Below are 14226 nucleotides of genomic sequence, written 5' to 3' on the forward strand. Positions count from 1 at the left end.
GCACGGTTGCACCGTGCATGGGCGTAACCTTCGGGCGACAAAATTGCGCTGGCAACTCGCGCGGCGGCCATACCGGAGTTCAGGCCGCGCATATAGTCGGAATTTTTGGCGCCGGTAGCATCCGAACGGTGCAGCGCCGTCGAGCGCGCACGCAGCGGACTGCCTGTGCGACGCATACAGGCGGGCCGTCATGCGACAACCATTATCTTTCCTATCGCTCGCGCGCGGAGATGAACAATGTTTCTACAATGGATGTCACGGCGCTCGCTTCAATCCGCCGACGGGTATGTAGCCACTGACGTGGAGCCTCGATCCGCCGCAACCTCCGATGGATCGGGCCGCCGCTGAAACCTCGCATCTACACAAGGACAATCGCGAATGGGCAAGCTCACTACCCACGTGCTCGACACGGCAAACGGCCGTCCCGGCGCAGATATCAAGGTCGAACTCTTTGCGCTTTCCGGCGACTCGCGCCGCGCGCTCAAAACCACTACCACCAATCACGACGGACGCTGCAACGAGCCGCTGCTCGAAGGCGATGCACTCGTCGTCGGCGAATATGAACTCGTGTTTCACGCGGGCGACTATTTCGCGTCGATCGGCACGAAAGTGCCGCAACCGCGTTTCGTCGATCGCGTCGTGCTGCGTTTCGGCGTGGCGGACGCCGGTGCGCATTATCACGTGCCGCTGCTGGTGTCGCCGTGGTCGTATAGCACGTATCGCGGAAGCTGACGGCGGCCGGGATCGCGTCGCGTGCACGATCGTGCGCGTGCGTGCATTTCGCAGATGGCATGGAGACATATGCGAAGCGCAAGCCCAAGGGACGCGTTGATTCGGTACCCGATTTCATCCGACTGTCGTTGCATGCACTGACCCGATAGCGAACATGTAGCGGCACAACAATCCCGCATGCCGCGCAACACCCGAGATGCTGCGCGAACAACGAATCAGGAGTGGAGGAGTTTCATGGAAGGCTTTATCACCGACTGGCTGAATCTGGCGATTCGCTGGTTTCACGTCATCGCCGCGATCGCGTGGATCGGGGAGTCGTTCTACTTCGTCGCGCTCGACAACAGCCTGAAGCCGCCTACGGACCCGAACCAGCGTCGGCGCGGCGTGTTCGGCGAATTGTGGCACGTGCACGGCGGCGGCTTCTACAACATGCAGAAGTACACCGTTGCGCCGCCCGAAATGCCCGATGACCTGCACTGGTCGAAGTGGCCGTCGTACACGACCTGGCTGTCCGGCTTCGGCCTCTTCACCGTGCTGTACCTGTTTGCGCCGAACACGTATCTGATCGACAAGAACGTGCTCGACATGGGCCCTGTCGTGGCGATCTTCTCCGCGCTCGGCTTTCTCGCTGCGGGGTGGATCGTCTATGACTCGCTGTGCCGGATCCTCGGCAACAAGGACAAGCTGCTCGGCATCTGCGTGGGCATCTACGTGCTGATTGCCGCGTACCTCGCATGCCATATCTTCGCGGGACGCGCCGCGTATCTGATCATGGGCGCGATGCTCGCGACGATCATGTCGGCGAACGTGTTCTTCGTGATCATTCCTGGCCAGCGCAAGATGGTCGACGCGATGCTCAAGGGCGAGACGCCGAACCCCGTCTACGGCAAGCGCGGCAAGCAGCGCTCGGTGCACAACACGTACTTCACGCTGCCCGTCGTGTTCGCGATGCTGTCGAACCACTACGCGATGACGTACACCCATCCGTACAACTGGGCGGTGCTCGTCGTGATCATGTTCGCAGGCGCGCTGATCCGTCAGTTCTTCGTGATGCGCCATCGCGGCCAGGTGCTGTGGTATCTGCCGCTTGCCGGCGTCGCGCTGATGTTCGGCGCGCTCTTCTGGACCATGCCGAAGCCCGTCGTGCCCGTCGCCGAAGCCGCAAACGCGCCCGTGATGAAGATCGCCGATATCGTGCCCGTGCTGCAGCAGCGCTGCGTCGCGTGTCACTCCGCGCATCCGACGCTGATGGGCAGCGCGCCCGCCGGCGTGCTGCTCGATACGCCGGAAGAAATTTCGACGAACGCGCAGCGCATCTATCAGCAGGCCGTGACGCTCAAGGCGATGCCGCTTGGCAACGTCACTCACATGACCGACGACGAACGGCAGAAGATCGCCGCGTGGTTCCAGGGCGGCGCGGTGAAATAACAGAGGTGGTGTCGATGACGGGCGCAAGCCCGTTTCTTCGAGGTTGGCGGGCTGTGCGCGCAAGCGTCAGCCCGCTTTTTTTCGTCGATTGGATGCTTCGAACGGGGCAAGCCTGCGTTGATCGCGGGGCCCGGCTCCAAGACATTCGCGCGCGGCCCGGGCGTCGTGGGCATGACGGCCGCGCGCGTTGGGACGCTAGCGAGACGACATCACAACGCTGCCGCGTGCGCGAGACGTCGCCCGTTAGCGTGTAAAGCTGTCAACGGATACGGCCGGGTGATCGAAATCATCGTCGCCAGATAACACCCGCCATCGAGCCACAGCGATGAGGCTCGTTCACGCGCGCAAGCACACGCGACGCGTGCAGTTCATTCGAAACGGCGAAAATTCCCGACCCCATCGCACCTCGCCAGGCAGTCAGTCCGGTGGTGAAGAGCCCAAGGCAATCGAAGCGTATGTCAGGCATCAGGCAAGCCGCCGACCTGGCAAACCAGCAAAGCAAAAGCCCATCGCGGACATTCATCCGCGATGGGCTTTTCATTCTTCACAACCATGCGCCGCGAACCACCGCGGCGAACTTCACATCAAACCGCGACAGCGCTCAACGCATCCTCGGTCAGCCAAAGCGACGCCGCCAGATCCTGCTCGTTGAGATTAAGCCCTTCGCCGCCGCGATCCACGACGACGAAATCGCTCACTTCACCCAGCGCGATCAGCGGATGGTGCCACACGCCTTTTGCGTAGTTCACGCCCTGCCAGCCGCTCGTCACGAACGCGCGAATCTTCGACTCGTCGAGCACGCCGGCGGGCGCGACGACGACCAGATACGGCTTGTCATTGAGCGGGATGAACGCCTGGCTGCCGAGCGGATGCCGTTCGAGCATCTTCACTTCGAACGGCAGCGCACGCGGCTGGCCGCGAAACAGATTGACGAGCGTACGGCCGCCTTCGTCCGTGACATCGACGTTGGCCAGATCGTGATAACGGATCGTCGTGCCGAGATTGATCGGGATCTGCTTCGCGCCTTCCAGTTCTATCACGTCGCCGAACGGCGCGAAGGCTTCGCGCGTCAGCGGTTCGATAGCGAGTGTCTTCATGATGCGAGCGTGCCCCATAGACGCAGACGCGACACGCCACCGTCCGGAATGATGTTGAAGCGGATATGCGTGATAGGACCGAGCGCCGCGATCTCGCTTTCATAGAAGTGCTGCTTGTCCATCTGCAGCTTCTGTTCGCCGAGCAGCACGGGCCAGAACATCGCCTGCGTGACCAGCGAGCTGTCGGTGCCGCCCGTCACATACGCGGCCTGAATCGAGCAACGGTCCGGATAGTTGCCCTTGAAGTGCGCGGTATCGACCTCGATCTTCTTGATGACGCCCGGCTGCGCGAGCGCGACGATCGCCCAGTCGTTGCCGGGTTCGCGGCGGCGCCGCGTTTCCCAGCCGTCGCCCATGTTGACGCCGCGGCCCGGCATCAGCAGCGTCGATGCGGCGCCGAAATGCTGGTTGTTCGCGGCAACGAGATACGCGCCGTTTTCCATCGCGGCCAGATCGAACAGATCCGTGCGGCTCGCGTCCGCCCAATCGACTTGCGGCTGGCCATACACACGCAGACGCGCGATGCCGCCGTCCGGATAGATGTTCACGCGCAAGTGCGTATATGCGTTCGTGTCGCCGACTTCGAGGTAGTGGTGGCTATTGCCTTGCAGCGTCGTCGACGGAACGATCTCGGTCCATTGCGTCGACTGGTTCGGCGCGCCATCGACCACGCGCGCCGCTTCAACGGATGCCGCCGGCGGGAAGTTACCCGTGAAGTGGCTCGTGTCGAGATCGAAGCCCTTGATGACGCCCGCACGCGCGAGCTTCACGATGCACCAGTCGTAACCCGTGGTGCGTTTGCGGCGCGTTTCCCAGCCGTCCATCCACTTGCCGTGATCGTCGTACTTGCCCGGGATGAAGACGGCGGGCTCCGGATTGAGCATGCGGTCCTTCGGCGCGAAGAAATCGTCGCTGGCTTCGAGCGCCTGCGCGCCGAGACGCGGGTCCGCGAGATTCACGAAACGGCGCGTGAATTCGGGTGCATTGGGATCGAGAATCGGGAGTGCCATCTTTGTCTTCCTTGCTGTCTGGTTGTTGCTTTGTGAGTGCCTGGTGCGCTGTCTGCCGCGACGGTCTTGCGAGCGCAACGCTCATGCGCCCATCAGATCGTCGAGACGAAAGCGCGCAATACGATAGATCTGGTCGAGGCTCGCGCGCAGTTCGTCCGCCCGGCTGTTGTTCAAGCGCGATTCGAAGTTCGCGATGATGCCCTGACGGTCATAACCGCGCACGGCGAGAATGAACGGAAAGCCGAATTTCTCGCGATACGCGGTGTTCAGACGCAGCAGCTTGTCGAACTCTTCCTGCGTGCACTGATCGAGGCCCGCGCCGCTTTGCTCGCGCGTCGACTCGGCTGTCAGTTCGCCGCGCACGGCCGCCTTGCCCGCGAGCTCCGGGTGGGCGTTGATCAGCGCGAGCTGCCTTGCTTCGCCCGCTGCTTCGACGGCATTCGACATCGTCCTGTGCAACGCGTCGATGCTCGCATACGGACGCTGCACGGCCGCCGCCTCGGCGACCCACGGCGAATGCTCGAAGATGCCCGACAGCGCTGCGACGAACGCGTCGGTCGAAATGCTGTTCAGTTGGTCAAGTGTGTATTGCATCGCCTTCATGCCGCAGCCCCGCGGTTGTCCTGTGGTTGGTAGGGATGATGCTCACGCCAGTGCCGCGCGATATCCACACGGCGCGTGACCCATACGCGCTCGTGCTTTTCGATGTGATCGAGAAAACGCTGCAGCGCGCGAAAACGGCCGGGACGGCCGAGCAGACGGCAGTGCATGCCGATCGACAGCATCTTCGGCGCTTCGTCGCCCTCTTCGTAGAGCACGTCGAATGCGTCGCGCAGGTACGTGAAGAAATGATCCGCCGTGTTGAAACCTTGCGGCGTCGCGAAGCGCATGTCGTTGGTGTCGAGCGTGTACGGCACGATCAGTTGCGGCACCTTCGCGCCGCCCGTCACTTCGACGTTCGCCCAGAACGGCAGGTCGTCGCCGTAGTAATCGGAGTCGTACAGGAAGCCGCCGTATTCGGCGACCAGCCTGCGCGTGTTGGGACTGTCCCGGCCTGTGTACCAGCCAAGCGGCCGCTCGCCCGTCACGCGCTCGATCGCTTCCATGCCGAGGCGCATATGCTCGGCTTCGCGCTCGGGCGACATGTCCTGATAGTGGATCCAGCGATAGCCGTGACACGCGATCTCGTGCCCCAGCTCGACGAAGGCGCGCGCGACTTCCGGATGCCGCTCGATTGCCATGCCGACGCCGAACACCGTCAGCGGCAGGCCGCGCTTTTCGAATTCGCGCAGGATGCGCCACACGCCCGCACGCGAGCCGTACTCGTAGATCGACTCCATGCTCATGTGACGGGCCGGATAGGACGCGGCGCCCACGATCTCCGAGAGAAACTGCTCCGAGCCCGGATCGCCGTGCAGCACGCAGTTCTCGCCGCCCTCTTCGTAGTTGAGAACGAACTGAACCGCGACGCGAGCGCGTCCTGGCCAGTCAGCCTGCACGGGATGACGGCCGTAGCCAATCAGATCGCGTGGATAGTTCGAATCGAGTGACATGATATGAGTGACGCAGCGGTTGACGTGAGCGGTTGATATGTACGCGCCGGCGGACGTCGTGAATGCGGGAAAACGCGCTACGGCAGGGCCGGCAGGGTTGAACCAGTGTAGCGAAAACCCCCGGGTGCGCCCATACACCCGGGCAGATAGTGCGTGTCAGACGGAATGTATGTGCGGCGCAATATCGGCGTTCACAGGATCGGCGCGCAGCGCGCCCGCGTTGACACGCAGCAGCGCGCCGTTCGCGGCGTGCGCCGTGGCCGCCGGCGGTTCGCCCGTCGGGCTGAAGCGGGCCAACTCCCCGTCGTAGCGCTTTGCAAGCGGCCTCGCATAGTCGCCGCGCTTGGCTGTCGCGAGGCGCAGCGCGACGAGCGCTTCCACCCACTTGACCGCGGCCGTCACGCCTTCGACGACAGGCGCCCCCAGCGCGTCCTCGATTTCCCGACACAACTCGGCCATCCCCGCGCAGCCGAGCACGATTGCGTCCGAGCCGTCCTCGTCGAGCGCGCGGCGGCATTCGTCCAGAATGATGCGCCGCGCCGCCGAGCCAGGCTCATCGAGGTCGAGCACGGCGACCTCTGTCGCGCGAACGTTGCGGCAGAAACGTTTCATGCCGTAGCGCTCGGCCAGATGCCAGGCCATGCCGCAGGTGCGAGCAAGCGTCGTGACGACCGAGAAACCGGGCGCGAGCACGCTCGCCGCATGCATCGCCGCCTCCGCGATGCCGATCACCGGGCCGCGCGCCAGTTCGCGCGCGGCATACAGGCCAGGATCGCCGAAACATGCAATCACGTAACCGTCGAAGCCTTCGCGCTCACCTGCTTCGATTTCCGCCAGCAGCCCCGGCGTGGCGAGCGCTTCGTCGTAATAGCCTTCGATCGACGGCGGCCCCATCGTCGGGCTCACCGCCACCAGGTCCGTCCCCGGCGCCACGACGTTGCGCGCACAACGGCCCATGGCCTCCGTCATCCGTTGCGTCGTGTTCGGGTTGATCAGTTTGATACGCATGTCGACTCCTGTTGCATCCTTTAGTGACCTGTCATGCACCGCGTTGCAGCTTACGGGCGAGCACGCCGTAGATGATTGCGCCGAGGCCCGCGCCGATGAACCACGAGAAGTTCGCGAGACCATTCAGTGCCGGCACCATCACGCAGATCACCGCGATCACTGCAGCCGGCAGCAGCGCGGCCACTGCACGATAGTTCACGCCGTGGTGATACCAGTAGCTGCCCTTCTCCGACACCGTGTACAGGTCGTCGAGCACGACCTTCTGGCGCTTCACGAGGAAAAAGTCGACGATCAGGATGCCGTACAAGGGTCCGATGAAGCTGCCGAGCACGTCGAGCGTGTAGTGGATCACGGCGGGGTTGTTGAACAGGTTCCACGGCGTAATGAAGATCGATGCGACGGCTGCGAGCATGCCGCCTGCGCGCCAGCTGATGAGCTTCGGTGCGACGTTCGAGAAGTCGAATGCAGGCGACACGAAGTTGGCGACGATGTTGATGCCGATGGTCGCGATCGTGAACGTCAGCGCGCCGAGAATCACAGCCGTCGGGTAATCGATGCGGCCCACCGTTTCAACGGGATCGGTGATCAGTTCGCCGAACACGGGCAGCGTCGCGGCCGTCGTGATGACCGTCACCAGCGAGAACGCGAGGAAGTTGACGGGCAGCCCCCAGAAGTTGCCGCGCTTGATGCTGCCGAAGCTCTTGCCATAGCGCGAGAAGTCGCCGAAGTTCAGCATCGGGCCCGAGAAGTACGACACCACCAGCGAGATCGCCGTGATCATCACGGGGATCACTTCCATGCCGTGATACTTGACGCCGCCAAGATTGATGCCGATATTGCGCCAGCCCGCTCGCCACACCATGTAGCCCGCGAGAATGAACATCACGACATACACGGCAGGACCAGCGAAGTCGATGAACTTCTTGATCGTCTCCATGCCGTTCCAGAACACGAATGCCTGCAGCACCCACAGCAGCATGAACCCGGCCCAGCCGATCGTCGACAGCCCCATGAAGCCGTGATGATGCACGTCCGCATAAGGAATCAGTTGTGGGAAGAACTTGAGCACGACGATGACGAGCGCGCTCGATGCGAGGTACGTCTGGATGCCGTACCACGCGACGGCAATCAGGCCGCGGATCACGGCGGGAATGTTGGCGCCCAGCACGCCGAATGTCGCGCGGCATGCGACGGGGTACGGCACGCCGTTCTGCTGGCTTGGCTTCGCGATCATGTTGCACAGCACGTTCACGAGCGTAATGCCGACGAGCAGCGCGATCAGCACCTGCCAGCTCGTGAGACCGAGCGCGAACAGGCTGCCCGCGAACACGTAGCCGCCGACGCTATGCACGTCCGACATCCAGAACGCAAAAATGTTATAGGCGCCCCACGTCTGATGCTTCAACGGCGCGAGGTCTTCGTTGTACAGGCGTTCGCTGTAGCCTGCGGGCAGCGTATGCGCACTGTCCGCGCCGCTGTCGTAAGCGGGGATTGCCGAACTATCCGGTGCTGCACTGAACTGAGCCATGGATTCCTCCTAAGATGGGAACGTCGACGGGAATCGACGAGCACTGCATCGTGTATGCCAGGCGCGCGGCCAGCCCAATGAGGGGCTGACGCCGATGCGCATCGCTTACAGATTGCCGCGGGTGTCTCCGTACTTACGTACTTGTTTTGATGACCCCGGCAGGCGTTCCGCGATTGCCTGCAAGGGTTTGCCGTGTGAGCGCGGCCACTTTATGAGCGGCCGTCGCCTTACGGTCTTTCGGTCCCGACACGAGCCGGGTGCGGCTCGTATCCGTCTATATCCGGTCGACTTACCGGTCGAAAACAGTTCACTTCAGTGCAGCACGCACCGCCTGCGAGCGCGGGCGGCGTCAGGCTTGCACTTTGATTCATGCACCTCGGTGCATGCACTTTTGTTCAGCCGGCCGCGGACTTGGGCCCACGCGTGCCGAATACTTCGTGCAGATCGGCCCCATCGCTAGCCGGCCGATCCAGCATCTTCAACTCGACGCTCTGCAGATGCCGCGACATCAGTGCGCCTGCCGACGCTGCGTCGCCTGCGTCGAGCGCCGCGAGAATCGCTTCGTGGTCTTCGAACGAACAAGGGCTTCTGCCCAGCGATTCGTACAGCGCCGAAATCAGCGTCGAGCGCGCGACCAGTCCGTTCAGGCAATCGCATAACACCGTGTTGCCCGTGAGCGATGCAAGCTCCGTGTGAAACTCGCCCGACAGCCTGATCCACGCCGGGAAATCGCGCGACTCGAACGCCTTGCGCTCGCGCGCGATCATCCCGCCGATGTTCCTCAACCGCCGCGAGCCCTGGCTCGCGCAAATCTTGTCGACGACGGCCAGTTCGATGATCCGGCGCATCTCGAATACTTCATGCACTTCCTGCAACGACGGACTTGCGACAAATGCGCCGCGGTTCGGCTCCAGATCGACGAGGCGGTCGGTGGCTAACAGGGCCAACGCCTGCCGGATCGGTCCGCGCTTGACGCCGAACACCTCGCACAACTGGGCTTCCGTCAATTTCGCGCCAGGCGCAAGCCGGTGCTCGAGGATCGCTGCGCGAATACGCTCGGCGATCACTTCAGGTTTCGTGCTGCTCGCGGTGGCGTTGGGTGTCTCGGACATGATGAGCGTGCTGTTATGGGATCCATCTTAGGACGGACATAAACATTGTCAACAATTTTAGCCACTGATTTTCGACAATTTTAGTTAGCACTGAGGCGACCGGAACCAACAAAATCGCGGTCAATGGTGATGCTGATTGGCTTTCCGCGTCAGTCATCGTGGTCGATAAGCCACTTTCTGAAGAGCTTTTTTGTCAACAAAACCGGTTTTCGAAAAGCCGTGCGCAAATTTGATGGCGGGGAATTTGTTGACCGTTAGTTGCATTAAAGACCAAAAATTAAAGGCGAGTCGCCTCGCCTTCGTCAGTGCCTTGCAGTACCGCTGCGCGCGCCGCCCGCTCAGTCCAACACGGGATGCCCCGACACCGTCAGCTTGAAGCCATGCGCGCCCGCGACGAGATGCGCCTCGGCGCCGACGGGCAGCGTCACCATGTCGGAGATATGGCCGAACTGCAGGCCCGTCACGATGGGAATGCCGACCACCGACCTCACCTGCTCGACCATCGCGCGAAGGTCGTAGCCGTTGTCATAGTCGAATGGCTTTCCGCCCGAAAAGTCGCCGAGCACGAGCGCCTGCTGCCGCTCGAGAATGCCCGCCAGATGCAGTTGATAGATCAGGCGCTCGATGCGAAACGGCTGTTCGTTGACGTCTTCGACGAACAGGATGCCGCCTTCCACGGGAGGCATGTACGGCGAGCCGACCAGCGAGGCCAGCACAGCCAGATTGCCGCCCCATAGCGTGCCTTTGACGTCGATGCCCTGCGGCTGCGCAGCGGTGCCGGAAACCGTAAAAGTCGGCGATGTCAGCGCGTTCCAGAAGTGCTTCATCGTGAAGTCGCTGACCGTTTCCGCGCCGAAGTCGACGGCCAGCATGGGTCCGCCGAAAGTCGTCACGCCCGCCTGCGACAGCAGCGCGAGTTGGAGCGCCGTGAAGTCGCTATGGCCGACGAGCGCGATCGGCTGGCCGCGCAGGCGGCGCTGCAGGCCGCGGTAGTCAAGCCCATGCAGGATACGCACCGCGCCGTAGCCGCCGCGCACGGCGAGCACGATGTCGGGCAGTTCACGCGATGGGTCTGCCAACCGGTTCAACTCCGCCGCGCGCTCGCCGTCCGTGCCCGCAAAACGCTGGTAACGCCGCTGCGTCGCGCTGACGTTGTCGACGTGGTGCCCTTGTGCGCGCAACCGCTTCAGCGCGAGATGGATCGCGTTCGGATCGTGCGGATAGCCCGAAGGCGCGATCAGTTCGATGGTGCGATGGGTGGCCATACGGGCGGATCAGTTGGGCGCATCAGTTGGGCGCATCAGTTGGGCGGGTTGCTGTCCTCGAGCGGCCCGGCGCAGCCGGGCTCGCCCTTCGATGCAGCCGCGGCGGCTCGCGCTTGCCGCGCGGCGCGGCGGCGGTCCGCAAAGAACGAGCGCAACGCGGCGCCGCACTCGTCTTCGAGCACGCCGCCGATCACGGTCGTATGGTGGTTCAACTGCGGATTCGCGAACGCATCGACGACGCTCCCGCATGCGCCCGTCTTTGGGTCGCGCGCGCCGAACACGACCCGCGCGATGCGCGCGTGCATGATCGCACCGGCGCACATCAGGCAAGGTTCGAGCGTCACATAGAGTTCGCAGCCCGGCAGCCGGTAGTTTTCGAGCTTTTCCGCGGCGGCGCGCAGCGCGGCCATCTCGGCGTGAGCGGACGGATCGTGTCCGCCAATCGGGTGATTGAAGCCCTTCGCGATCACTTCGTCGCCGCGCACGAGCACCGCGCCGACGGGGACCTCGCCCGCGGCGCGCGCCTCCTCGGCGGCCGCCTGGGCGAGCGCCATGAATCTGCGGTCGCGCTCGGAGACGGCGACGGGCTCTGCGGGAACGGCGCTCCCGGTGTTCTGAAGATCCGCGGCGCGCTTTGGCCCCGCGCCGGTTTCGTCGTCGGCTCCCGCCTCGGCTGGCGACGCGACGGGGGAAGCGCAGGACGAGACGGTTTGCAAGACGGTCGGAGTGACGTCGGTGCTCACGCGGGCTCCGCGTCGGCGGCAGGTCGATCGGCGACGCGCTCCGACAGCCGCTCGGCGATCCGGCGACAGTACTCGCGCGGCATGACCAGCGGCCCCCCGCGCAGCGATTCCAGCGCCATATCGAGCGCCAGCATCTTCGCCTGCAGGCGACACCGGCTGCTGCGGTCGCTGACCGCGTCCAGCTCGTGTTGCAGGTCGCGCAGCGCCCGCAATTGTTCGACAGCAGGCGGCACGAAGCCCGCATTCTTCAGAATGCGGTTCGCGATTCGAACTTCATCGGGCACCAGTGCGTCGTCGTCCAGCGCCTGCGGCGCGCCGGCTCCCGGCAAATCGTCGAACTCACCGCGCGCGGCCGCGGCGGCTATACGTTGTTCGACAAGTGCATCAAGCAATTTCATTTGCAATCCACTACGTTGCGGCTCGTGCATTCTATCAGGGACCCGCAAAATGGATTTGTCAGACGCCTAGAGGACACACCCAGGATTAGGAATTGTCGTATGGGATGGACTATGGCAGCGATATATGGTTGTCCGTTTAACCGCGTGTCTGCTCTTCCATGTCTGCCCGAAACCTTTCTGCCATCGTGTCGATCCATTCGAATCGCGGCGCCCTGCGCAAGCGATGCGCTCTGAACGCGGATGAACAACACCGCTATACCCTCTTCCCGCTCACATCGTTCGTACGGTTCGTACCGTTCGCCCGGGCACTGGTGACGGTGATCGCGCTGTCGCTGGCGTTGTCCGGTTGCGGCGTCTTCTGCAATATCGGCGGCGGAAGTGGCGGCGTCGGCGGCAGTTGTGGCGTCGGCACCGGCTTTCGTTTCTGATTCCATCTTTCTCGCGCGGCCGTCGTTTCGGCAATCGTTTTTATCCGACGCGCAATTTACACACTGTTACGCAGGGCCCGCGTCAATATCGACGCGCGGTTCCCTATACTCGTCGCCGTCCACAGCTGGTGGCGCAACGACAAACAAGTAACATGACCCACACCCGTTTTGCCCGTCCTCTCGTCCGCACGACCTTGATCGCGCTGTGCGTGACGCTGCCGCTGGCCGGCTGCGTCGTTCCCGGCAGTTCGCCCTATGGCGCATCGTATGGTTCCCAGTACGGCTCGACGTATGCGGCGCAGCCGGCCTATGCCCAACCGGCGCAACCGGCCTATGCGCAGTCCGGCTATGCGCAGCCGCCGCAGTATCAGCAGCCGTATGCGCAACAGCCGCAATATCAGCAGCAGCCTTCGTACGATCAGTCCGACTGGCAGAACGGCCAGGGCTATCAGCAGGCGCAACCGGGCTATGGTTACGGCGAGCAATACGGCGTCGTTTCGTCGATCCAGCCGCTTGCGAATCCCGGCGCCGTGACGGCGGGCGGCGTTGCGGGCACGGTGATCGGCGCCGTGGTGGGCGGCGTGATCGGCAACCAGTTCGGGCGCGGCCACGGCCGCGATGCCGCGACGGCGATCGGCGTGCTCGGCGGCGCCGTCGCGGGCAACCAGCTGGGACAGCAGGCGGGCGCATCGTCGCCGGGCGGCTACCGGATCGCCGTCCAGTTGAACGACGGCTCGATGCGGGCCTTCGATGTCGGCACACCGGGCAATCTGCATCCGGGCGATCGCGTGCGCATCGCGGGCAACCGGCTCGACCGCTATTGATCAGGCGGAGCGTGTTGAATGCGGCTGGCCCGAATGTCGACGGGACCCGGCCGCTGCTCAACGAGCTTCACGCGTGCGCCGCCTGCGCGCAAGGCGAGCCTCGCTGACATCGCAATGGCGACGCATCACTCCGGCTCGACGGCCCGCCCCGGCTCGTAGAACATCGCAAACAGTTCGGACTGCGAGCCGACGCCTAGCTTCGCATAGATGTGCTTCTTGTGCGCGCGCACGGTCTCGAACGAGATCGACAGCTTCCCCGCAATTGCGCGCGACGAGAACCCGCTCAACGATAGCATCGCCACTTCGATTTCGCGGGCCGTCAACGCGCCGCGCCCGCTCTTGCCCGTGAGCATGCCGAAGCGCGCATGCAGATCGGGCGCTTCGCTTTCCGTCGCGTGCGGCGTCTCTTCCACTGCGAACTTTTCGAAGCGCAAGCGCTGTTGCATCAGGGCCAGCACCCACGGCGAGTACAACGTAAGCAGCGCGATTTCGCGCTCATCGTATTTGCTCGTCTTGCCGAGCGAGAAGCCCATCGTGTAATCGCGATCGATCACGACGTTGAAATGCACCTCATCGCCGACGATGTTCTTCCTGAAGTACCGCTGGTAATACTCGGTCATCCGGAAGTTGTCGGGCGCGACGTCGGCGAGCGTATAAAAGCCCGACGCCTGCGTTTCGAATGCGGCGAGATAGAACGGATCGAGCTGGTAAAGCGCGATCAGATAATCCTGGAACATCAGGTCGAGCTTGCCGTCGGGCATCGCCTGCTCGGCGAGCACGAGCGGTGCGGCGTCGCGCGCAAAACGCAGCGCCACCCAACTGTCGAAACCGATGTGCCGTTCGAGCACGCGCGTGAGGCGCGCCCAGAAATGCGGACCATCGAGGGCATCGATGGCCGAGCCGATCTCCCGATGAAAAGCGAGATCTCGCCATTCGAAGTCCATCGTGTCCTCCGCTGAGGGTAACCCGGGTGGGTAATTTTCGGACAAAAATAATACCCCGATAATCGACTCCACTACGAAAAGCGGCAGCGAACGTGTCGCGCGAACGGGTACACGGGCGCACGCAGCACGCGAACAGCAAGCGCGCGCCGCGCCGCT

At 63.4% G+C, this 14226-nt stretch carries 15 protein-coding genes; 4 read left to right on the forward strand and 11 right to left on the reverse strand.

Annotated elements, in window-relative coordinates:
- Positions 1 to 378 precede the first annotated feature (378 nt).
- Both uraH and J8I87_RS09180 read left to right on the forward strand, forming a co-directional pair.
- Positions 379 to 732 carry a hydroxyisourate hydrolase gene (uraH, locus tag J8I87_RS09175; RefSeq protein WP_209931134.1) on the forward strand — a complete coding sequence of 118 codons (354 nt, stop codon included), beginning with the start codon at positions 379 to 381 and terminating at the stop codon, positions 730 to 732.
- A gap of 234 nt (positions 733 to 966) precedes the next feature.
- Positions 967 to 2160, forward strand: coding sequence for a urate hydroxylase PuuD (locus tag J8I87_RS09180; RefSeq protein ID WP_209931135.1), 1194 nt, complete (start codon positions 967 to 969; stop codon positions 2158 to 2160).
- Positions 2161 to 2744: 584 nt separating this feature from the next.
- Here J8I87_RS09180 and J8I87_RS09185 read toward each other — a convergent pair.
- The 10 genes from J8I87_RS09185 to J8I87_RS09230 form a co-directional block, all read right to left on the reverse strand.
- On the reverse strand, positions 2745 to 3257 hold the full coding sequence (locus J8I87_RS09185; protein WP_209931136.1) for an ureidoglycolate lyase: 513 nt from the start codon (positions 3255 to 3257) through the stop codon (positions 2745 to 2747).
- The gene (alc, locus tag J8I87_RS09190; RefSeq protein WP_209931137.1) at positions 3254 to 4267 is read right to left on the reverse strand and encodes an allantoicase; all 1014 of its coding nucleotides are present in this window, start codon (positions 4265 to 4267) and stop codon (positions 3254 to 3256) included. The genes J8I87_RS09185 and alc overlap by 4 nt, the downstream gene beginning before the upstream one ends.
- 81 nt (positions 4268 to 4348) lie before the next feature.
- A complete protein-coding gene (uraD, locus tag J8I87_RS09195) occupies positions 4349 to 4870 on the reverse strand; it encodes a 2-oxo-4-hydroxy-4-carboxy-5-ureidoimidazoline decarboxylase (RefSeq protein ID WP_209931138.1) in 522 nt (173 codons plus the stop codon).
- A complete protein-coding gene (gene puuE / locus J8I87_RS09200; RefSeq protein WP_209931139.1) occupies positions 4867 to 5820 on the reverse strand; it encodes an allantoinase PuuE in 954 nt (317 codons plus the stop codon). The genes uraD and puuE overlap by 4 nt, the downstream gene beginning before the upstream one ends.
- Before the next feature lie 156 nt (positions 5821 to 5976).
- Positions 5977 to 6828 (reverse strand): aspartate/glutamate racemase family protein, encoded by an 852-nt coding sequence (locus tag J8I87_RS09205; protein WP_209931140.1) that lies wholly within the window; start codon positions 6826 to 6828, stop codon positions 5977 to 5979.
- Positions 6829 to 6859: 31 nt separating this feature from the next.
- On the reverse strand, positions 6860 to 8356 hold the full coding sequence (locus tag J8I87_RS09210) for an NCS1 family nucleobase:cation symporter-1 (RefSeq protein ID WP_209931141.1): 1497 nt from the start codon (positions 8354 to 8356) through the stop codon (positions 6860 to 6862).
- A gap of 395 nt (positions 8357 to 8751) precedes the next feature.
- Positions 8752 to 9468 (reverse strand): GntR family transcriptional regulator, encoded by a 717-nt coding sequence (locus J8I87_RS09215; RefSeq protein WP_209931142.1) that lies wholly within the window; start codon positions 9466 to 9468, stop codon positions 8752 to 8754.
- 338 nt (positions 9469 to 9806) lie between these two features.
- The gene (ldcA, locus tag J8I87_RS09220; protein ID WP_209931143.1) at positions 9807 to 10733 is read right to left on the reverse strand and encodes a muramoyltetrapeptide carboxypeptidase; all 927 of its coding nucleotides are present in this window, start codon (positions 10731 to 10733) and stop codon (positions 9807 to 9809) included.
- 35 nt (positions 10734 to 10768) lie between these two features.
- Positions 10769 to 11476: a tRNA adenosine(34) deaminase TadA gene (tadA, locus tag J8I87_RS09225; RefSeq protein WP_209931144.1), complete on the reverse strand. Its 708-nt coding sequence runs from the start codon at positions 11474 to 11476 to the stop codon at positions 10769 to 10771.
- Complete coding sequence (locus J8I87_RS09230; RefSeq protein WP_209931223.1) at positions 11473 to 11874, reverse strand: DnaJ family domain-containing protein; 402 nt, start codon at positions 11872 to 11874, stop codon at positions 11473 to 11475. The genes tadA and J8I87_RS09230 overlap by 4 nt, the downstream gene beginning before the upstream one ends.
- A 185-nt stretch (positions 11875 to 12059) precedes the next feature.
- On the opposite strand from J8I87_RS09230, the gene J8I87_RS09235 reads away from it, so the two are divergent.
- Entirely contained in the window at positions 12060 to 12302 is a 243-nt protein-coding gene (locus J8I87_RS09235; RefSeq protein WP_209931145.1) for a hypothetical protein, read from the forward strand.
- Positions 12303 to 12454: 152 nt separating this feature from the next.
- On the forward strand, positions 12455 to 13126 hold the full coding sequence (locus J8I87_RS09240) for a glycine zipper 2TM domain-containing protein (RefSeq protein WP_209931146.1): 672 nt from the start codon (positions 12455 to 12457) through the stop codon (positions 13124 to 13126).
- Between the two features lie 125 nt (positions 13127 to 13251).
- Here J8I87_RS09240 and J8I87_RS09245 read toward each other — a convergent pair whose 3' ends face one another.
- Entirely contained in the window at positions 13252 to 14070 is an 819-nt protein-coding gene (locus tag J8I87_RS09245) for a response regulator transcription factor (protein WP_209931147.1), read from the reverse strand.
- Between the last annotated feature and the right edge of the window lie 156 nt (positions 14071 to 14226).

It is taken from the genome of Paraburkholderia sp. LEh10 (assembly GCF_017814945.1).
Lineage (GTDB): Bacteria > Pseudomonadota > Gammaproteobacteria > Burkholderiales > Burkholderiaceae > Paraburkholderia.